The following is a 20668-nucleotide window of genomic DNA, read 5'->3' on the forward strand; positions in this document are numbered from 1 at the left end:
CCTGGCGCCTCTGTCCGCGGCGCTTACTGGTTCGCCTGGATGTCGACGGCCAGCACGTCCGGCAGTGTCTGCGGCGCGGCCGAGGCGGCGCCGAAGATCTGCATGATCGAGACCGGATTGCCGGGCGCGGCGGTGATGGTCAGCGACTTCGGGTCTTTCAGGAAGGCGGTCGCCGCGGTGGCGATGCGATCCTGGAAGCCCTGGTTGCCGACGACCGAGAGCAGCAGCGGCAGCGCGCCGGAGATCTGCTCGACGAACTGGTCCGGGGTGGCGCCCATCGCCTTCGCCTGCATCTCGATGATGCGGCCGACGATGCCGGCATTGTCGAAGCGGATCTTGGCGCTGTCGACCGTGGCGGTGGCGGCGAGTTCCGAGAGCTTGTCCGGATCCTGCAGCTTGTCGCGCGGCAGGCCGCCGAACGTGCCGGTGATCACCAGCTTGCCGACATCCTTGCCGTCGAAGCTGATCGAGCGGAAGGTGAAGCTCTGCTTGGAATTGTCATAGGCGCCATCGATTCCGACGTCGAAGGTCAGCTTGTCATAGCCGAGCTGCTCGACCCAATCCTTGGTCTGCTCGTCCGCCTTCAGGACCTCGCCGGGGATGGTGACGCCGCTGATGCGCAGCTGGCCATCGTTCGGCGCGCCTTCGATGACGTCGCCGAGCGTGACATTGACGGCGTCGACGGTGACCGGAGCCGGCGCGTCGGCCGCGCCGCCGCTGATCCCCGTCACTTCCATGTTCGAGAACGGCGTGATCTTCGCCTTGGAGTTGATCTCGGTCGGGGCGGGGACGATGGCGTCCTTGAAGATGCCCTTCTGCCAGGTGATCGTCGTCTCGTCGTCGACGACCTTGCCGCCGTCGAAGGCGATGCTGGCTGCCGTGAAGCCGCCGCTGGTGCGCTCCAGCGGGCTTTCGATGACGACGGCGGGAATGCTCACGTCGCCGCCGTGCTTGGAAACCATCTTCACGTTGCTGAGCGTGACGTTGTCGCCGTCCGCCTTGGCGGAGTCGAACGTGACCTTGGCCTCGCCGCGGGCCTGGGCGGCGGCGACGAAGGCGTCTGCGATTTTCTGGGCGTCGGGAGCCGCGAAGGCGGCGGTCGACAGCATCAGCGCCGATGCGAGCGTGAGGCTGCGCACCGCGAAGCCGGAAACCGTCAGGTTCATCATGTCCTCCAAGGAACGAATCGAGAGTGCCTCGGCAAGGGCCGAAGCAAGGTCCGGCCGGCATTCTGGCCGGACTTCGTGGCGAGAGCAAGAACGGCCGGCCTGCCTGTGATGAACGTCACCCGTGCGAAAATGGGGGATTGCACGCGACGGAATCCGCCGGATTCGCTCGCGGCACGCAGGAATTCCGCCGGTTGAGCGCCGCAACCGCCGGTATGGGGCGGGATGGACGCCGGGCGGTCAGCGGCTGCGCGAGCAGGCGTTGATGTCGGAGGTGCCGCCCGACCCGCAGGCATTGACCGGCTCCATGGCCTTGATGGCCGGGGAGTTCGGATCCGTCGTGCAGCCCTGAAGGCCAACGGTGGCCGAGAGGACCGCGAGAACCATAAGAAAAGAGCGCATGTGCTTGTTTCACCCGTATGTGCCGCATGGCGGCGATGGACCCCGTCGTTGCCGGTCCGGCGGGGCCTTCGAGGAGATCTCCTGGCGATATAGGCGGGCGCGCAACCGAGGCTACCCTTCCCGCTGCGGGAGCCGGGCCGTTTCCGAAATCTGTGGATGCCGAAGCCCTCCCGACCGGCAGGTGGGAAAGCCCGCCCGCCGCCGGGGAGGGTGGATCAGCGGCGGCCGCTCGAGCAGTCGCCGCTGGTGCCGCCGGGGCCGCAGGCATTGACCGGATCGTCCATCGCCTTGATCGCGGGCGAGTTCGGATTGGTCGTGCAGGCGGAAAGGCTGGAAAGGCCGGCGAGGCCGGCGCTGAGGGCGAGGACGGCAAGAAGCGTACGCATGGACTTCCCCTGGTTGGCCCCGCGCCCGGCCCGCAATGTGACCTGACGCCGTCGAGCTTCCGGAGGTTCGCGCAACCCAAGGTCGCGCGCAAGCGCCATTTCAAAGCACGATCAGCCCGATTCCCTTGAGCAGTTCGGCCGCCTGGGCCTTCGAGATGATCGCCTTGCGGAAGAGGCCGGCATCGGAGAGCGTGATCGCGCCGAGATCGCAGCCGCGCAGGTCCGCGCCCTCGAACTTCGCCGCCCTGAGGCTTGCCGAACGCAGCGACGAGTCGGTGAACACGCAATCGCGAAAATCCGCGCCGCCGAGGTCGGCGTCGGCGAAGTCGACCCCGTCGATCCGCTCCTTGCGAAACACGATGTTGCGCAGCATCGCGCCGTTGAGGCGGCTGCGCAGGAAGGAAATGCCGATCGTCGCGGCGCCCTGGAAATCGCCGCCGGTCAGCTTGCAATCCTCGAAGCGGGCATTGGTCAGCCGCGCCCGCACGAAGTCGGAATTGCTCAGATTGCAGTTCCGGAAGCCGGTGTCCGAAAGCTCGGCGCCGGCGAGGATCGCCTTCGGTGCCCGCACCTCGCGCCATTGCGAGCCCGTCGCCTCGACGCCGCGCAGATCCGAGCCGGAGAGATCGCAGCGCTCGAACTCCGCCTCGGCGAGGTTCAGCCCCTTGATGTCGCATTCGAGGAACCGGCAATCGACGAAGCGGACGCCGGAAAGATCGGTCTCGCCATCGAACACCGTCGCGAGACGCACCCGCTCGGCCGAAAGGTTTTCAAGAATGCGGGCAGGGGACTTCGTCATGGAATCGGGCGCCTCGTTGGTCGGCCCGTTGTAGCGCCAACCCGTCGGGGGCTCCAATGGCGACCAGACCTATCCGGCCCTTTGTCGTCGCGCCCGCAGGCCCGCCAGCACCTCGTCGACGATGAGAGAAAGCGCGTCGGCGCCGGCGCCGTCGCGCGCCTGCACGGAAAGACCCTGCATGACGGCGGTCAGATAGCGGGCGAGGGCGGCGGCCTCCGCCTCGCCGGTCCAGCGCGCGAGCGTGCGCAGCATGGCCTCGCGATAGCGGTTGCGCCGGTCGGAGACGGCGCGCGCCAGGTCTTCGTGCTCGGCGTGGGCGGAGATCATGCCGGTCGAGATCATGCAGCCCAGTTCGCCGGCGGGATCCGTGACGGCGCGCACGCTCGCCTCCAGCATCTGCCGGACGGCGTCTTCCAGCGTCGCCGCGTCGCCAGGCTGCGGCAGTTCCACCGACACAAGCGCCTCGTAGCGGCGCAGCGCCTCTTCATAGAGCCCGGCCTTGCTGCCGAAGGCGGCGTAGAGGCTGGGCGGCGCGATGTCGAGCGCGCGCGTCAACTCGCCGATCGAGACGCCCTCATAGCCGTGCCGCCAGAAAAGCCGCATGGCGACGTCGAGTGCGCCGTCGCGATCGAAACCGCGCGGGCGCCCGCCGCGCGATGGGGTGTCCTGTTTCATAGCGGTCACTAAATATCCCTTGACCCGAGGCGTCAAGTTCATGTTCTTTAGTGATCACTAAGAATCGAGCTGGCGCGATCCGACCGCGCATCGTCCGTTTGGGCGAGATATCGGAAATCGAGGAAAATCCCATGATCCTGAAGACCTATGCCCGCGTATTCACCAACGATGCCGACGAGGCGCTCGAGACATTCCAGGCTCTCCATGGTCGCGAGCCGCATCTTCGTTTGCGCTTCGGCGAATGGGACCTGATCGGCATCGGCGACACCTTCATCGTCGGCGGCGCCGACGCGGCGCTGGCGCCGATCCGCGACAGTCACGGCCCGTGGATCGTCGAGGATCTGGACGAGGCGGAGCGCCGACTGCTGCTGGCGGGCGCCACCATCACCCAGCCGGCGGCCACTTCGCCGACCGGGCGCTTTCTCTATGCCCGCCATGCCGATGGCCTCCTCGTCGAATATGTCGAGTGGACGCCGGAACTGGTGGAGAAGTTCATCCGCGCGCCCCAGCGCGAGGGGCTTCTGTCGTCGCAAATGTGAGGCCGCGCCGGCGGCTCAGAAGCCGCCGGCTTGCCAGAGGCGCGCGTCGAAGCGGAAGGGTCGCTGGCTCGCCACCTTGAGATCGCCGGCGGCCGGATGGGCGGGGTTCAGCAGCAGGTTGAAGCTCTCCGGCACGATGAAGGAGGGCACCCGCAGCACCGGCGTTCGCGCCGTGGCGAGCCAAGCGTCGCCGACTTCCAGCGGCGCCTCCGGCAACGCCTCGACCGTCTCGATCGCGGCGTCGCCGATCTCGATGCCGGTCAGCACATAATCGTCCGGCAGCAGGTCGGGCGTCAGGTCGAGATAGCAGCGGACCTCGAGCACGGCGAGCGCCGCCGTCTCGGCCGCATAGATCAGCGCGCGTCCCGGCGAGTTCCAGCGCCCGCCATAGAGCCGCGCGCCGGTTCCGGAGAGATCGGCGAACGGGGCGCGGCTGATGCGCCAGGCGATCAACGTATGCGGCCCGGCGTCGTGCCCGCCGGCTCAGGGCGGACCATCAGGCTGCGATGCCGTGCGAGATGCGGCCGAGCAGGGTTTCCACCTGCAGCGCGCCTTCCGAGGTGTCGAGCAGGAACAACGGCGTCTCGTCGCCGAGCGCCGTCGTCGGCCGGCGCAGCCAGGTCGCCGCCTTCTCCTTCGAGCCGAACGTGTCCTCGGCGGCGGCGATGACGCGCGCGGCGCGCATCAGCCGGTCGGACTGGTCGGCCGTCAGCGTGCCGATCTTGCGGCGATGCGAAAGGGTCTTGCGCGGCAGCACGACCAGATCGAGCTCGGCGAGCGTCATCCGGCCGGTATCGAGCACATGCTCGACCGCCTTGACCGGCAAGCCGTGCCGGACCGCCGCGATCAGGTCGCGCCCGCTGCGGATCGAAATCCCGAGCGCGCTCTCGCCGCCGACGATGTCGAGTGCGTGGGTGTGAGCCATGGGAGGCCTCTGCCGTTGCTGGCGATATGCACCAAAAGTAGGGGCATGTGGCCGACGCGGCAAGGGCGGGATTGTGGGGTAGAACGGTGCACCGCTTGGGGGCAACGGTGGCATGTTAAGCTGGCGATCTGCCAGCAACTAACTTGTTTAGTCAGGACACCTGACTGACTAGGTCTTTGAGAAGGCCGTTTGCTTGAGCAGGGATTCGTCGAAAACTCCCGCCTTTTGCCTGCATAGGCTCAAAAATTCCATCGCCGATCGGCCGAAGCTCAATCACGCGATCATTCCGCTCCAATCTGGCAATATCCCCGACCCATCGCCAATCGGCAATGTCTGCCCTGATGCGGGTTAGGACTGCTGCCACATCAGCCATACTCCTCAGCCGCTTGTCGATATTGAAGTGGGTCATATCGCGCAGCGCGTTTTTGGCGCCGACACCTACCCATGGAGGTAGGGAGTTGAATTTCATAAGGGTGCCTGAGGCTGCTCTGCGATGAATGACACCATCCTCGAATTGCGACTTGTCAAAGTCATCGACAATCTTCGAATACTCACGGTGATCGGAGGTTTTGAAGTATTCAAAAGGTGAGTAGGGTAGTGTCCCACCTAGCAATTGATAGGTTACTAGGCCAATTTGATATATGTCGCCACTCGCGGCATAACGGCGGGTCTCGAACGACTCTGGTGGGCGGTATAGCGCGCTATGTCCTGACGCAGGGAGATCTGTTTCACCTTCAATCAGCTGCCGCACGCTACCGAAATCAGCGATTAGCGGAATTCCCTCGTCACAGACTATATTTGCTGGCTTTAGGTCCCGGTGGATAAGGCCATTCGCATGAATTGCGCTCGCGCCCGTGCATATCCCCAATGCGACGTCGATTGCTTGAACGGCGGACGGACTAGCGGAGATCAGCAAGTCGAGATCGCCATCAGCGCATCGTGGAGTTAGGAAAAACGCCCATTCATCGGATAGGTTTCGAGCGTCAATTATGCGGAGAACGTTGGGGGAGCGTATGCTGGCGAGAAGACGCGGCTCATCATGCCGACGTTCTCCGGGAGCACCATAGTAGAACTTGACTGCAACATCCGCTCCCGAAATGCGATTCTTAGCGAAGACGAGATAGCCGTTGGCGCCTACTGGATGGAACTCGAACCCTTCATGATCGCGTTGAAGTTCGATGATGGCCGCTTGTAGCTCCTCGGGAAGATTCTCCATCGGTTAGGCCGATTGCTTACGAAAGGCCGCTAGCGCTGCCTTGTATGCCGGCTGGTGATACGCGTTAAGGCTATCGTCGTCCGCACAGGCATTAATTCTCTTTCCAGAGATAAACTCGACGTCGCATGGAGCCGCTGCTAGTAGGATGCCCTCCATTTTCAAGGCTGCTGCGCCGGCGCGCATGTGCCCGGTCTCTGGCTTGTCCTTGATGCCGATTAGCTCAGGGCTGGTCCCGTTGATTAGAGCAGCGATCGCACTTTGAAACGCTCGCAAGGCTTGTCTTGAACGAGTGTCGGAAAGCTCAAGTCGGTTCGACTGCAAAATCTGCACATGCTCGCCTTCACACGCGAGCAGCACATAGTTGAGCTTACGTGAGGAGAATTCTACGCCGAGAACGTTCATAGTGCTCCTGCAATTGGGGGCTCAATTGAAGCTGCCAGATGCCGTCTAGACTAGATTCCTGGCGGCCCTATGCATCCATGGACTGGTTGTGCCAGTCCATGGATGCGCCAAATCCAGAGCTAACTAGTCCCCTACGAGCAGCCGCTCGTATTTCCACACGTGTCGCACTTCAGGCAGGTGCCGTTGCGCACCATGGTGAAGTTGCCGCATTCGGTGCAGCTTTCGCCCTCGTAGCCCTTCATCCGCGCGATCGCGACCTGCTCGGCCGCCTTCGGCTTCGGCTGGGCGGCGGGGGCTGCCGTGACCGGCTCCACATTGCCGATAGCAAGCTCCGCCTCGGTGGCGACGTCGCGCTTGAAGGCGGTGGCGGCCGCGCCGCCGGTGCCCGTCGTGCGCAGCGCCGTCACGGTCGAGGCGGTCGTGGCCGGAGCCGCGGCGGCGCCCTTCGATTCACCGGCGCGATCGACCAGCTTGAAGCGCTCGGTCTTGCCGCGGACGAGGCCGTGGCTGACCGGGGCGGGCTTCACCGTCGGCTGGTCGCCGCCGCCGAGCGTCGTCGCGTTGTTGTCCTCGGGGACGACATGCGCCAGGTCGTTGCGGCCGAGATAGGACACGGCCAGCTCGCGGAAGACGTAGTCGAGGATCGAGGTGGCGTTCTTGATCGCCTCGTTGCCGGTGACCATGCCGGCCGGCTCGAAGCGGGTGAAGACGAAGGCCTCAACATATTCTTCCAGCGGCACGCCATATTGCAGGCCGAGCGAGATGGCGATGGCGAAGTTGTTCATCATCGCGCGGAAGGCGGCGCCTTCCTTGTGCATGTCGATGAAGATCTCGCCGAGGCGGCCGTCGCGGTATTCGCCGGTGTGGATATAGACCTTGTGGCCGCCGACATTCGCCTTCTGGGTGTAGCCCGTGCGGCGGTCCGGCATCTTCTCCCGCTTGCGGACTTCGCGCTCGATGATCCGCTCGACGATGCGCTCGGCGATCTGCTCGGCGCGCGCGGCGGCGGGCTTGGCGACCAGCGCCTCGACCGCGTCCTCGGCGTCGTCCTCGTCATCGGCGAGAAGCTGCGAGTTCAGCGGCTGCGACAGCTTCGAGCCGTCGCGATAGAGCGCGTTGGCCTTGAGCGCCAGCTTCCACGACAGCATGTAGGCGCTCTTCGCGTCCTCGACGGTCGCGTCGTTCGGCATGTTGATGGTCTTGGAGATGGCGCCCGAGATGAAGGGCTGCGCCGCCGCCATCATGCGGATGTGGCTCTCGACCGAGAGATAGCGCTTGCCGAGCTTGCCGCAGGGATTGGCGCAATCGAACACGGCGTAGTGCTCGGTCTTCAGGTGCGGGGCGCCCTCGAGGGTCATCGCGCCGCAGACATGGATGTTGGCGGCCTCGATGTCCTTCTTGGAGAAGCCGAGCGCCGGCAGGATCTCGAAGGCCGGGTCGCTCAGCTGCGCCTCGGTGAAGCCGATCGACTTCAGGAAGTCCTCGCCAAGCGCCCACTTGTTGAAGACGAACTTGATGTCGAAGGCGGAGGCGAGCGAGCCCTCCAGCTTCTCCAGGACTTCGTCGGTGAAGCCCTTGGCCTTCAGCGTCGTGTGGTTTATGCCCGGCGCCTGGCGCAGCGAGGCGTGGCCGACGGCGTAGGCCTCGATCTCGGCGATCTGGTGCTCGGCATAGCCGAGCGAGGCGAGCGCCTCCGGCACGGCGCGGTTGATGATCTTGAAGTAGCCGCCGCCGGCGAGCTTCTTGAACTTCACGAGCGCGAAGTCCGGCTCGATGCCCGTCGTGTCGCAGTCCATGACCAGGCCGATCGTGCCGGTCGGCGCGATCACGGTGGCCTGGGCGTTGCGGTAGCCGTGCTGCTCGCCGAGCGAGAGCGCCCTGTCCCAGGCCGCCTTGGCGCGCTCGCCGAGGCGGGCATCCCGGAGCGAGGCATGGTCGAGCGGCACCGGCAGCACCGACAGGCCCTCATAGCCCGTCGCTTCCGCATGCGCCGCGCGGCGATGGTTGCGGATGACGCGGAGCATGGGCTCGCGGTTCTTGGCGAAGCCGGGGAAGGGGCCGAGCTCCTTGGCCATCTCGGCCGAGGTCGCATAGGCGGTGCCGGTCATGATCGCGGTCAGCGCGCCGCAGATGGCGCGGCCTTCGGCCGAGTCATAGGGGATGCCGGCGGTCATCAGCAGGCCGCCGATATTGGCGTAGCCGAGGCCGAGGGTGCGGAACTCGTAGGAGAGCTCGGCGATCTCCTTCGACGGGAACTGCGCCATCAGCACCGAGATCTCGAGCACGACGGTCCAGAGCCGGCAGGCATGCTCGTAGCGCTCGACGTCGAACGACTTGTCCTCGTTGCGGAACTGCAGAAGGTTCAGCGAGGCGAGGTTGCAGGCCGTGTCGTCGAGGAACATGTACTCCGAGCACGGATTGGACGCGTTGATGCGGCCGGATGCCGGGCTGGTGTGCCACTCGTTCATCGTCGTGTTGAAGTGCAGGCCCGGATCGGCGGAGGCCCAGGCGGCGTGGCCGATCTGCTCCCAGAGGTCGCGCGCCTTCAGCGTCTTGGCGATCTTGCCGTCGGTGCGGCGGATCAGGTTCCAGTCACCATCCGTTTCCACCGCGCGCAGGAAGTCGTCGGTGATCGAGACGGAGTTGTTCGAGTTCTGGCCCGAGACCGTGAGGTAGGCTTCCGAATCCCAGTCGGTGTTGTAGGTCGGGAATTCGATGTCGGTGTAGCCCTGCTTGGCGAACTGGATGACGCGCAGGACGTAGTTCTGCGGCACCAGCGCCTTCTTGGCGGCGCGGATCTCGCGCTTCAGGGCCGGGTTCTTGGCCGGGTCGAAGCAATCGTCGCCCGAGCCCTCGCAGTTCACGCAGGCCTTCATGATGGCCTTGAGGTGCTGCGCGTTGATCTTCGAGCCGGTGACGAGGGCGGCGACCTTCTGCTCCTCGTGCACCTTCCAGTTGATGTACTTCTCGATATCCGGGTGGTCGGCGTTGACGACGACCATCTTGGCGGCGCGGCGCGTCGTGCCGCCCGACTTGATGGCGCCCGCCGCGCGGTCGCCAATCTTCAGGAAGCTCATCAGGCCGGACGACTTGCCGCCGCCGGACAGGCGCTCGCCTTCGCCGCGCAGCGCCGAGAAATTGGAGCCGGTGCCGGAGCCGTACTTGAACAGGCGCGCCTCGCGGACCCAGAGGTCCATGATGCCGCCTTCGTTCACCAGGTCGTCGGAGACGGACTGGATGAAGCAGGCATGCGGCTGCGGGTGCTCATAGGCGGTCTTCGACTTGACCAGCTTGCCGGTCTTGTAGTCGACGTAGAAATGGCCCTGGCTCGGGCCGTCGATGCCATAGGCCCAGTGCAGGCCGGTATTGAACCACTGCGGCGAGTTGGGGGCGACGCGCTGGGTGGCGAGCATGTAGCGGTGCTCGTCGAAGAAGGCCTGGGCGTCCTCCTCGGTGTCGAAATAGCCGCCCTTCCAGCCCCAGTAGGTCCAGGTGCCGGCGAGACGGTCGAACACCTGGCGCGAATCGGTCTCGCCGCTGTAGCGCTCCTTCTCGGGCAGGGCAGCCAGCGCCTTCTCGTCGGCGACCGAGCGCCAGAGGAAGGACGGAACGTCGTTCTCCTCGACGCGCTTCAGGCGCGCCGGGACGCCTGCCTTGCGGAAATACTTCTGGGCGATGATGTCGCTCGCGACCTGGCTCCAGGTGGCAGGTACGGCAATGCCTTCCAGCCGGAAGACGACCGATCCGTCGGGATTGCGGATCTCGCTCTTGGTCGTTCGGAACTCGATACCGGCATAGGCTGACTGGCCTGCTGTAGTGTAGCGCCGTTCGATCCGCATCGTCTCAAGCCCCTTGCTTTCTGGCGGTCCCGTCCCGGACCCGCCATTGGCAGGCGCGCCATGGCGCCCGCTCTGTCCCTTGCCCAACGCATTACGCGCGGATGGGTTTTAGCCATCCATCATCTTGTGCTCAAGCTACGCTGAAGCTCTAAATATAGTATTTACACATCCAAAAGTCACGGCTGAGAACTCACGCCGAGGACACAAAAAGGCGATCAGACGGGGCGGGAGTCTGCCCGTCCGCGTATGCCGAATCTGCCAGCGATGTCCTGGAAAATCTGGGCCGAGCGGCCCAGAGCGCATTCCAACTCTCTGTCCGGAAGCTATGACGAGTCCGGCGAAAGCGTCAAGGAATAGTGGTGGTGAATTCTGAGCCGGCTAGATGTGGATTTGTCATTGCATTTTCCGGAGGCGGTTGCGTAGCGCAACGGCACAGCCGATTGGATCGACAGGAGTTTCAAGGTTAACAAAGCCTTGCGACCCGAGGCACGAAGCGATGCCACCCGCATGACGGGTCCCGCGGGGAGGGTGGTGTGCCCGCCTTTTCCTCAATCTCCACAGGAGGCGAGGATCGCGGCGAGTGTGGCCGCGGCGACCTTGCGAAATTGGAAATGGCGGAAAGCCGCCAGCCTTGCGGGGAGCGCGCTCGCCATGGTGTTCGTCGGCTGCGCACCGCCCGGCGAATCGGCAGGCGCGTGGGCGGGGACGGCCAGCGGGCCGGAGGCTATCATTCGCGATCGGGCAAGGCGGGCCCGAAACAAAAGAGCCCTCCGCAGGGGAGGGCTCGCAAGCCGGCCGGGGTCGGCAAAGGGGCAGCGGGACTAGGGCGTCCAGGCCTCGTAGTCGCCGGTTGCCCGCGGGCGCTGGTCGGCGCCGACGATCGAGCCCTTGGGGCGATAGGCGGCGGCGGTGCCGGTGCCGTTCGGCTGGTGCGGCTTCTGCCAGTCGCGCGGCGTATAGGCGAGCTGCGACGGCGGCGTCTCGAGGCGGTGATGGATCCAGCCATGCCAGCCGGTCGGGATCGTCGAGCTTTCGGCGTAGCCGTTGTAGACGACCCAGCGGCGCTCCGGGAAACCGCCAGCGGTGCGGTCCTTGTCCGGGGTACGGTAATAGGTGTTGCCGAATTCGTCCGTGCCGACCTTTTCGCCCTTGCGCCGGGTATAGAGGCGCGTGCCCATGGTCTGGCCGTTCCACCAGGTGAACAATTCGGTCAGGAACCAGCCCATTTTCGACCCTTCTCTCGACAGGTATTTCCCCTGCTTATGCCGCCGCGACGCGGCCAAGTCAAAGGCCGTCGCGCGCAATCCGGAGGAATACGGACCCGCTTGCGCTCATCCGTCGCGGTCCGCGGCGGCCGGCGCGGTGGCGCCGGCATCCTGCAGGATGTCGCGCAGCGCGGCGATGCTGTCGCGCAGCGCCATCGCCTGCGTCTCGGTGATGGCGAGCCTGCCGGCGAGCGACCCGGTCACGGCGCAGGCATCCTGCAGCAGCGACCGCCCCTGATCGGTGAGCGAGACGCGCACCTGCCGCTCGTCGGCGGCATCGCGGCGGCGGGCGACGTGGCCGGCGGCCTCCAGCCGCTTCAAGAGCGGCGTCAGCGTGTTCGATTCGAGAAAGACGCGCGCCCCGATCTCGCCGACGGTCAGGCCGTCGGCATCGCCGAGCGCCATCAGCACCAGATATTGCGGGTAGGTGAGGCCAAGCTGGTCGAGCATCGGCCGATAGGCGCGGTTGAAGGCGCCATTGGCGGAATAGATCGCGAAGCAGAGCATCCGATCGAGGTCGAGCACGGGGGCATCTGTCGGCGCCATGGGGCATCTCCGGTTTGACCGCGCATATTAGGTCGCGTGCGATTGAAGCGGAAGCGCCTGAATCGCAGCGCAGCCATGCGATCATGTATATCGTCATCGATTAAATCGTGTGCGATCTAATTCGTCGCCGGACGACAGCCGGACCGATGGGCGCCTCGGCGCCGAGCATGCAGGAGCCAATCATGACGATACTTTACACCGCCGCCGCAACGTCCTCGGGTGGTGGCCGCGACGGCCGCAGCACCAGCTCCGATGGTCGCCTCGATCTTCAACTGAGCATCCCGAAGTCGCTGGGCGGCAATGACGGCCCCGGCACCAATCCGGAACAGCTCTTCGCGGCGGGCTATTCGGCCTGCTTCATGGGCGCACTCCGCTTCGTCGCCGGCAAGGAGAAGGTCAAGCTGCCGGACGACACCACCGTGACGGCGGAAGTCGGCATCGGTCCGCGCGCCGACGGCGCCGGCTTCGGCCTCGACGCGGCGATCCAGGTGGCCATCCCGGGTTTCGACAAGGCCGCGGCCGAGGATCTCGTCGCCAAGGCGCATGTCGTCTGCCCCTATTCGGAAGCGACCCGCTCCAATCTCGACGTCCGCCTCGCCGTCGCCGTCTGAGACGCGGCGAAGCTCGTAAAGGAAAAGGCCCGGCGGATGCCGGGCCTTTTCGATTCATAGGGCTTTCGCCGGATGCTTTTCGCTGCGCCTAGAAGAAGGAGCGGCGCTGCCACCAGCCGCCGCGCTTCGGGCGGTCTTCCTCGGGCTCTGCCGGGGGCGTGGCCTCTTCGGCGGCGGGCTCGGCCTGCGGGGCCGGCGCTTCCGACGCCGCGGCTGCCTGATCGAGCTCGCGCTCGACCGCCTCGGCCTGTTCCTCGGCCTCGATCGTGTCCTCGGTGATCACGCTGAAGCTCGGGCGTTCTTCCGCCGGCGCGTCATCCTCGTTGTCGCCGGTTTCCGGCATGTCGAGTTCCGGCTCGTCGCGGATCTCGTCCAGGAACGGCTCGGACATGTCGGCGATGTCGGCGACCGGGATGTCCGAGGCGATCAGGCGCTCGCCGGCATCTTCCGGCTCGACGTCGCGAATGCCTTCATCCTCGACCTCGACATAGCCTTCGGAGATGACTTCGCCGGTTTCGTCGAGCTCGAGCGTCCGGTTCTCCTCGGAGCCTTCGCCCTCGGCGCCACGGCGACCACGGCGCCCGCCGCGACGGCCACGGCGGCGACGACGGCGCGGCTCGCCATTCTCGTCGTGCTCGGTCTCGTCGCCTTCGGCGTCCTGGCCCGCCTCGGAGGCTTCGCCCGTCGAGGCCTCGGCAGCGGCGCCTTCACCGGCCTCGCCGTCCTCGTCCTCGTCACCAGCATCGGCGGCTCCGGCTTCCTGTCCGGCCTCGCCGGCAGCCTCGCCGCCACGACGCCGACGACGGCGACGGCGCTTGCGGCGTCCGCCTTCATCGGCACGGGCGCCATCGGCCGAGCCTTCGCCAGCGGCTTCCGCCTCTGCCTCGGCACCATCGGCCTCCGTCTCGTCCTCGATCTCCTCGTCGACCGGCTGGATCGTGTCGGGATGAACGATGTGAGACGGGGCCGCGACCTGCGGGACGTCACGCGGAGCGACCGCTTCGCCGCGCTCCAGCATGTAGTGCTGGGCGGAGTTGACGCTTTCGTCGGCGAGAACGGTGATGGCAATGCCGAAGCGCGCCTCGATCTCGGCCAGGTGGTTGCGCTTCTGGTTGAGAATGTAGAGCGCGACGACCGTCTTGGTGCGGATGGTCAGGTTGTGGGTTGCGCCCTTGAGGAGGTTGTCCTCGAGCGAGCGCAGAACATGCAGCGCCACCGACGCCGGCGCGCGGACATAGCCGGTGCCATGGCAATGCGGGCAGGTCTCGACCGAGCTCTCGACGACGCCGGTGCGCAGGCGCTGGCGCGACATTTCGAGCAGGCCGAAATGCGAGATGCGGCCGACCTGGATGCGGGCGCGGTCGTTCTTCAGCGCATCCTTGAGCTTGCGCTCGACCGAACGGTTGTTGCGCTTCTCCTCCATGTCGATGAAGTCGACGACGATCAGGCCGGCGAGATCGCGCAGGCGGAGCTGGCGCGCCACTTCCTCGGCCGCTTCCAGGTTCGTCTGGTGCGCGGTGTCCTCGATGTTGTGCTCGCGCGTCGACCGGCCCGAGTTCACGTCGATGGCGACGAGCGCTTCGGTCTGGTTGATGACGATGTAGCCGCCGGACTTCAGCGTCACCTGCGGCGAGAACATCGCGTCGAGCTGCGCCTCGATGCCGGTGCGGGCGAAGATCGGCTGGCTCTCGCGATAGGGCTGCACGTTCTTCGCATGGCTCGGCATGAGCATGCGCATGAAGTCCTTCGCCTCGCGATAGCCGTCATCGCCGGCGACGAGAACCTCGTCGATGTCCTTGTTGTAGAGATCGCGGATCGAGCGCTTGATCAGGCTGCCTTCCTCATAGACGAGGGTAGGGGCGGCCGAGCGCAGCGTCAGCTCGCGGACGTTCTCCCAGAGGCGCAGCAGATATTCGAAGTCGCGCTTGACCTCGGCCTTGGTGCGCGAGGCGCCTGCCGTGCGCAGGATGACGCCCATGCCCTCCGGCACCTCCAGATCGGCGGCGACTTCCTTGAGGCGCTTGCGATCGGCGGTGTTGGTGATCTTGCGGGAGATGCCGCCGCCGCGCGCCGTGTTCGGCATCAGCACCGAATAGCGGCCGGCGAGCGACAGATAGGTGGTGAGAGCCGCGCCCTTGTTGCCGCGCTCTTCCTTGACGACCTGGACGAGCAGCACCTGGCGGCGCTTGATCACTTCCTGGATCTTGTACTGGCGGCCACGGCCACGGCGGCGCTCCGGCAGTTCCTCGAGCGCGTCCTCGGCGCCGACCAGCTCAACGGCGTCTTCCTCATGCTCCTCGTCGCCGCCGATCTCCTCGACGCTATGATCGGAGGCGGGGGCGTCGAGATGCGACGAGGAATCGTCCTCCGCGCCGTTCTCGTCGGCATGGTCGTCACTCTCGGCCGAGGCCCGGCGCTCGCCATGAGCCTCGTCATCATGGGAATGATCGTCGTGGTGCTCGCCGGCATGCGCGTCGTGGGCATGCGCCTCGTCATGGGCGCCGGCCTCGGCGTTTGCCTCGTCAGCCTGGGCTGCTTCGGCCGATGCGCCTTCCTCGGCGCCGACGGCTTCCGAGCGGGCTTCGTCGGCGGCCTTGGCGGCAGCCGAACGGCCGCTGCGCCGGCGCGCATTCTTGGCCTTGGCGGCGGCGCGCTCCTCGGCCTCGCGCTCTTCCTGCTCTTCCGCCTCGATCAGCGCCTGACGGTCGGCGACGGGGATCTGGTAGTAGTCGGGGTGGATTTCCGAGAAAGCGAGGAAGCCGTGGCGGTTGCCGCCATATTCAACAAAGGCCGCCTGCAGCGAGGGTTCAACGCGCGTGACCTTGGCTAGATAGATATTGCCGCGAAGCTGCTTGCGGCTGGCAGATTCAAAGTCGAATTCCTCGACCCGATTGCCGCGCACCACCACGACCCGGGTCTCCTCCGGGTGGGTGGCATCGATGAGCATCTTGTTTGCCATATTGGAAATTCTCCATGGCTCGACGCGCAAGTCTCCGGCCGGCGCGAAGCGCCGATGCCGTGTTGATCGCGAAGAAGCCGAAATGGGGGAAAAGTGAACGTGCGCGTGCCTGCGCCAGCACCGTCGATGCCACCCGACCGGCAATGGCCGGTTCAAGGTTGGCGGGACGATAGGGGGTCGGCAAGAACATCGGTACGCGCTTTGAGCCTCTTGAAGAACACGCCGGCCAAGTTGCCTCAGCCGGAAATCCGACCGTGGACGCTTCCGCGTCACGCAGCCGCCGGATCGCAGGTCCGCTCGTCGAGCGCTCGGAAAAGTCGAGCGTGCACGACAAGGATACCTGTCCCATCCTCCCACCATGCACCGAAGTGACCGCGGAGCGCTCCTGGGACTTTGGGCCGTTAGCTCCGGCCGGATGTCTCTCAGCGCCCCACCGCATCATGCCGATCACGCCACGTTAGGCAGCAAACCGGTCGGAGGATGAATTCCGTAGTCTCCTTTTATGGAAGGCGACGATTCTTGGCAAGGATATTGGGTGGGGCGGACCGGCGATCGAGAGGGCGCTACCGGCACTGATCCGGCTCAGATTTTTCAGTTGTGCTACACTGCGCCGGTCTCGTCTGGTCAGGAGCTCTTAACCATTCGATCCTATTCGTCTAAACAGCCGTGATCGGGGCGGGGGCCAGGCTGAACCGGGCGATACGACAGGCATGCGAGAACGACAAGGCATCAGCGGCAATCCACGGAGTTGGCGACGGGTCCGCCACGGGCTCGGGCGATGGCTGGGCGCCGGGTGCTTCATACTGGTTTCCGCGCTGGCTTCGGCGGCGGAATCCCCGATCGACAACAGCATCACCTCCGCGATTGCGCCGGCCGGATCGCGGCCCGGCGACGCGTCGCCCGTTTCGCAGCTTCCCTCGCGGGTCGCGAGCCCTTCGGCCGGCGATGATCCGTCGGCGGTCGTCCCGGCCGTGGCCGAGACGGCACCGGTCGTCGCGCGCGAGGCCCGCGTCGTCGGGGATGCGGCGCGCACCCGTTTCGTCATGGACCTGACCGGCCCTTCGGCCGTGTCGGTCTTTACGCTCGACGAGCCCTATCGCGTCGTCGTCGACCTGCCGGAAATGCATTTCGACCTCGCCGCCGACGCCGGCAAGACCGGCAAGGGGCTGATCTCCGCCTTCCGCTACGGTCTGATCTCCGCCGGCAAGTCGCGCATCGTGCTCGACGCGACCGGGCCGGTCGCGGTCGACAAGGCCTTCGTGCTGCCGGCCGAGAACGACCAGCCCGCCCGTCTCGTGGTCGACCTGGTCAAGAGCACCCGCACCGCCTTTCTCGATACGCTGCGGATCTCGCGTGATCGCGACCGCGCCGCCGCCCAGCACGAGCTCGACGCGACGCCGGGCCCGGCACCCAACGACGGCAAGCTGCGCATCGTGCTCGATCCCGGCCATGGCGGAATCGATTCCGGCGCCATCGCGAAGTCCGGCATGATGGAGAAGACCATCGTCCTCGCCTTCGCCCAGACGCTGCGCGAGAAGCTGGAGGCGAACAGCCGCTACGAAGTGCTGATGACCCGTTCGGACGACACGTTCATCCCCCTGCGCGGCCGCGTCCAGTATGCGCGCGCCAAGCACGCGGACCTGTTCATCTCGATCCACGCCGATTCGTTCTCGGGCAGCGATATCCGCGGCGCGACCGTCTACACCCTGTCGGAGCGCGCCTCGGACCAGATGGCGGCGTCGATCGCGGAATCGGAAAACAAGTCCGACATCCTCGCCGGCGTCGAGGTGCCCGAGGATACCAACGAGGTCTCTGACATCCTGATCGACCTCGCGCGCCGCGAGACGAAGAATTTCGCCGTCGTCTTCGCCCGCAACGTGATCAAGGAACTGAAGCCCGGCGTGCGGCTGTTCAAGCGCGCGCACCAGCAGGCGGGCTTCATGGTGCTGAAGGCGCCGGACGTGCCGTCGGCGCTGGTCGAACTCGGCTATCTGTCCAATCCGGATGATGAAAAGCTGCTGACTTCCTCCGAATGGCGGGACAAGACGGCGGTGGCGATCTCGCGGGCGATAGACGAATATTTCCGCAACCGGGTGGCGAACATGGCGGCCTCGGAAGCCCCGAATTCCGCGGTCGGCGCGCCATGAATCCGCTGTTGCCTGAAAATCACGCAGCCGCCAGCGCTTCCCTTGGTGGCCTCTGCGCCCAAGTTTCTCCACAAATCGACTGGAAGAACGGACCCGTTGGGTCTATCGAGGCCAAACGAACCTGCAGTTCGCCTTCAGTCAACGGGCGGTTGAGCCTGAAGCCTTGTGGCGTTGGTCGCGCGGAGAGCGCGGGCGGTGTCGTTCTTTTATCGGAACCGGTGTGGCAACCCGTGCCAGGCCGTTCATCCAATTTCGAACCGGGGTTCGTCTCGTCGGCCTGAGCTCGTCGCCGGCAAGGCGATCCAGCGGGGAACGCGAGCGATATGTTTCTGCGACTAATCGGCTATTTATTCGGGATTGGCGCCGTGTTTTTCTTGGCAGTTGCTGCAGGTGTGGCTTGGTATGTCTCCGGCTTGACGGGCGGTCTGCCCTCCGTCGAGGTGCTGGCGAAATACGAGCCGCCGGTGATGACGCGCATCCATGCGTCGGACGGCCAGCTGGTCGGCGAATATGCCCGCGAGCGGCGTCTCTACCTGCCGATCCAGGCGATCCCGGATCGGGTCAAGGCAGCCTTCATCTCGGCCGAAGACAAGAATTTCTACCAGCACGCCGGCCTCGACTATTACGGCATCGCCCGCGCCGCGCTGCAGAACGTCGCCGCGCTCTCGTCCGACAAGCGCATGATCGGCGCCTCGACGATCACCCAGCAGGTCGCCAAGAACTTCCTGCTCACCAACGAGCGCTCGCTCGATCGCAAGATCAAGGAAGCGATCCTGTCGCTGCGCATCGAGCAGGCGAACTCGAAGGACAAGATCCTCGAGCTCTATCTGAACGAAATCTTCCTCGGCCTCGGCTCCTATGGCGTCGCCGCGGCGTCGCTGTCCTATTTCGACAAGTCGGTGCATGAGCTGACGCTCTCCGAGGCCGCGTATCTCGCCGCCCTGCCGAAGGGCCCGAACAACTACAATCCCTTCCGCTACGCCGACCGCGCCATCGAGCGCCGCAACTGGGTCATCGACCGCATGGTCGAGAATGGCTACGCGACCGCCGATGAGGGCGAGGCCGCCAAGGCCCAGCCGCTCGGCGTCAAGACGCGCGTCGCCAGCCCGCACATCTTCGCCGCCGACTATTACGTCGAGGAAGTGCGCCGTCAGCTGATGCAGATGTATGGCGAGAAGGCGCTCTATGACGGCGGCCTCTCGGTCCGCACCTCGCTCGACCCGGGCATGCAGGTGATGGCGCGTCAGGCGCTGATGAACGGCCTGGTGCAGTTCGACGAGCAGCATGGCTGGCGCGGCCCGGTCAAGAACGTGCCGATCGAGGGGGACTGGGGCGTTGCCGTCGGCAGCGTGCCTGCGCTCACCGACGTCATCGAATGGCGCCTGGCCATCGTCACCGCGACCAGCAAGGACGAGGCCCAGATCGGCTTGCAGCCCGGCCGTGACGAAACCGGCAAGCTGCTGGCCGCGCGCGAAACGGGCACGATCCCGGCCTCCGAGATGAAATGGACGCTCGGCGGCAAGCGGACCGTCGAGAACGTGCTGAAGGTCGGCGACGTCGTCTATGTCGAGCCGGCCGACGGCAAGCCCGACTCCTACCGCCTGCGCCAGGTGCCGAACATCGGCGGCGCCATGGTGGTGATGGATCCGCATACCGGCCGCGTGCTGGCGATGGATGGCGGCTTCTCCTATTCGGAGAGCCAGTTCAACCGTGCGACGCAGGCGATGCGCCAGCCCGGTTCGTCCTTCAAGCCATTCGTCTACGCCGCCGCGCTCGACAATGGCTACACGCCGTCCTCCGTCGTGATGGACGCGCCGATCGAAATCGACCCAGGCTATGGCCAGCCGATCTGGCGTCCGGAAAACTACGCCCAGAAGTTCTACGGGCCGTCGACGCTCCGGACCGGCATCGAGCAGTCGCGCAACGTGATGACGGTGCGTCTGGCGCAGGACATGGGCATGCCGCTCGTGGCCGAATACGCCAAGCGTTTCGGCGTCTACGACAAGCTCGGGCCATTCCTTCCGAACGCGCTTGGCGCGTCGGAGACGACGGTGCTGCGCATGGTCTCCGGTTATTCGGTGTTCGCGAATGGCGGCCGCCAGGTGAAGCCGACGTTGATCGACCGCATCCAGGACCGCTTCGGCAAGACCATCTTCAAGCATGAGGAGCGGGTCTGCGAGCAGTGCGACGCCGAGCAGTGGACCCATCAGGACGAGCCGGTCATCGAGGACAATCGCGAGCAGGTGCTCGACCCGATGACGGCCTACCAGGTCACTTCCATGCTCGAAGGCGTGGTGCAGCGGGGTACGGCGACGGTGCTTAAGAGCGTCGGCAAGCCGCTCGCGGGCAAGACCGGCACCTCGAACGACTACAAGGACGCCTGGTTCATCGGCTACTCGCCGGATCTCGTGGTTGGCGTTTTCATCGGCTACGACAATCCGAAGCCGATGGGTCGTGGCATGACGGGCGGCGAGGTCGCGGCGCCGATCGCCGGCGACTTCTTCAAGCTGGCGCTTGCGGACAAGCCGGGCATTCCCTTCCGCGTGCCCGAGGGACTGACGCTGATCCCGATCGACCGCAAGACCGGTATGCGCTCCGCCGCCGGCAATCCGGGCACGATCCTCGAGGCGTTCAAGCCGGGCACGGGTCCGCCGGATACCTACTCGATCATCGGCCAGACCGATGCGAATGGTCAGCCGCTGACCGTGGCGCCGGAGGCCGACCGGGCTGTCATATCCGGCACCGGCGGACTGTATTGATCCAAGAGGCCGCGGGCTCCCCCGCGGCCTCT

At 65.7% G+C, this 20668-nt stretch carries 17 protein-coding genes; 4 read left to right on the top strand and 13 right to left on the bottom strand.

From position 1 onward, the window contains the following. Window positions 1-23: 23 nt before the first annotated feature. From OSH07_RS15860 to OSH07_RS15880, 5 genes are all read right to left on the bottom strand, one after another. Window positions 24-1166 (bottom strand): hypothetical protein, encoded by a 1143-nt coding sequence (locus OSH07_RS15860; protein ID WP_266339642.1) that lies wholly within the window; start codon window positions 1164-1166, stop codon window positions 24-26. A 240-nt stretch (window positions 1167-1406) separates the two neighbouring features. Further along, window positions 1407-1568, bottom strand: a complete 162-nt coding sequence (locus tag OSH07_RS15865; protein ID WP_266339643.1) for a hypothetical protein — start codon at window positions 1566-1568, stop codon at window positions 1407-1409. A 215-nt stretch (window positions 1569-1783) separates the two neighbouring features. After that, window positions 1784-1954, bottom strand: coding sequence for a hypothetical protein (locus OSH07_RS15870; RefSeq protein ID WP_266339644.1), 171 nt, complete (start codon window positions 1952-1954; stop codon window positions 1784-1786). 100 nt (window positions 1955-2054) lie between these two features. Beyond that, window positions 2055-2753 carry a pentapeptide repeat-containing protein gene (locus OSH07_RS15875; protein WP_266339645.1) on the bottom strand — a complete coding sequence of 233 codons (699 nt, stop codon included), beginning with the start codon at window positions 2751-2753 and terminating at the stop codon, window positions 2055-2057. Window positions 2754-2822: 69 nt separating this feature from the next. After that, entirely contained in the window at window positions 2823-3428 is a 606-nt protein-coding gene (locus OSH07_RS15880; protein ID WP_266339692.1) for a TetR/AcrR family transcriptional regulator, read from the bottom strand. 131 nt (window positions 3429-3559) lie between these two features. Here OSH07_RS15880 and OSH07_RS15885 point away from each other — a divergent pair, with 131 nt between their 5' ends. After that, window positions 3560-3967: a hypothetical protein gene (locus OSH07_RS15885; protein WP_266339646.1), complete on the top strand. Its 408-nt coding sequence runs from the start codon at window positions 3560-3562 to the stop codon at window positions 3965-3967. Between the two features lie 15 nt (window positions 3968-3982). On the opposite strand, the gene OSH07_RS15890 is transcribed toward OSH07_RS15885, so the two are convergent. From OSH07_RS15890 to OSH07_RS15920, 7 genes are all read right to left on the bottom strand, one after another. Continuing rightward, window positions 3983-4420, bottom strand: a complete 438-nt coding sequence (locus OSH07_RS15890; protein WP_266339647.1) for an RES family NAD+ phosphorylase — start codon at window positions 4418-4420, stop codon at window positions 3983-3985. A gap of 43 nt (window positions 4421-4463) precedes the next feature. Next, on the bottom strand, window positions 4464-4892 hold the full coding sequence (parS, locus tag OSH07_RS15895) for a type II RES/Xre toxin-antitoxin system antitoxin (protein WP_266339648.1): 429 nt from the start codon (window positions 4890-4892) through the stop codon (window positions 4464-4466). 151 nt (window positions 4893-5043) lie between these two features. Next, complete coding sequence (locus OSH07_RS15900; RefSeq protein ID WP_266339649.1) at window positions 5044-6108, bottom strand: protein kinase domain-containing protein; 1065 nt, start codon at window positions 6106-6108, stop codon at window positions 5044-5046. A 3-nt stretch (window positions 6109-6111) separates the two neighbouring features. Further along, window positions 6112-6510, bottom strand: coding sequence for a DUF3010 family protein (locus OSH07_RS15905; RefSeq protein WP_266339650.1), 399 nt, complete (start codon window positions 6508-6510; stop codon window positions 6112-6114). Between the two features lie 131 nt (window positions 6511-6641). Further along, window positions 6642-10349: a vitamin B12-dependent ribonucleotide reductase gene (locus OSH07_RS15910; protein ID WP_266339651.1), complete on the bottom strand. Its 3708-nt coding sequence runs from the start codon at window positions 10347-10349 to the stop codon at window positions 6642-6644. Between the two features lie 821 nt (window positions 10350-11170). Next, window positions 11171-11575: an NADH:ubiquinone oxidoreductase subunit NDUFA12 gene (locus OSH07_RS15915; RefSeq protein WP_266339652.1), complete on the bottom strand. Its 405-nt coding sequence runs from the start codon at window positions 11573-11575 to the stop codon at window positions 11171-11173. 105 nt (window positions 11576-11680) lie between these two features. Then, on the bottom strand, window positions 11681-12160 hold the full coding sequence (locus OSH07_RS15920; RefSeq protein ID WP_266339653.1) for a MarR family winged helix-turn-helix transcriptional regulator: 480 nt from the start codon (window positions 12158-12160) through the stop codon (window positions 11681-11683). A gap of 182 nt (window positions 12161-12342) precedes the next feature. Here OSH07_RS15920 and OSH07_RS15925 point away from each other — a divergent pair, with 182 nt between their 5' ends. Next, a complete protein-coding gene (locus OSH07_RS15925; RefSeq protein WP_266339654.1) occupies window positions 12343-12771 on the top strand; it encodes an organic hydroperoxide resistance protein in 429 nt (142 codons plus the stop codon). Between the two features lie 88 nt (window positions 12772-12859). Here the strand turns inward: OSH07_RS15925 and OSH07_RS15930 are convergent, their stop codons facing one another. Continuing rightward, a complete protein-coding gene (locus OSH07_RS15930) occupies window positions 12860-15730 on the bottom strand; it encodes an Rne/Rng family ribonuclease (RefSeq protein ID WP_266339655.1) in 2871 nt (956 codons plus the stop codon). Between the two features lie 971 nt (window positions 15731-16701). Here OSH07_RS15930 and OSH07_RS15935 point away from each other — a divergent pair. Together OSH07_RS15935 and OSH07_RS15940 are read left to right on the top strand one after the other, a co-directional pair. Beyond that, window positions 16702-17877: an N-acetylmuramoyl-L-alanine amidase gene (locus tag OSH07_RS15935; protein ID WP_266339656.1), complete on the top strand. Its 1176-nt coding sequence runs from the start codon at window positions 16702-16704 to the stop codon at window positions 17875-17877. A 323-nt stretch (window positions 17878-18200) separates the two neighbouring features. Continuing rightward, window positions 18201-20636 (top strand): penicillin-binding protein 1A, encoded by a 2436-nt coding sequence (locus OSH07_RS15940; protein ID WP_266339657.1) that lies wholly within the window; start codon window positions 18201-18203, stop codon window positions 20634-20636. Window positions 20637-20668 lie beyond the last annotated feature (32 nt).

The organism is Kaistia nematophila, assembly GCF_026343855.1.
GTDB classification, from domain to species: domain Bacteria; phylum Pseudomonadota; class Alphaproteobacteria; order Rhizobiales; family Kaistiaceae; genus Kaistia; species Kaistia nematophila.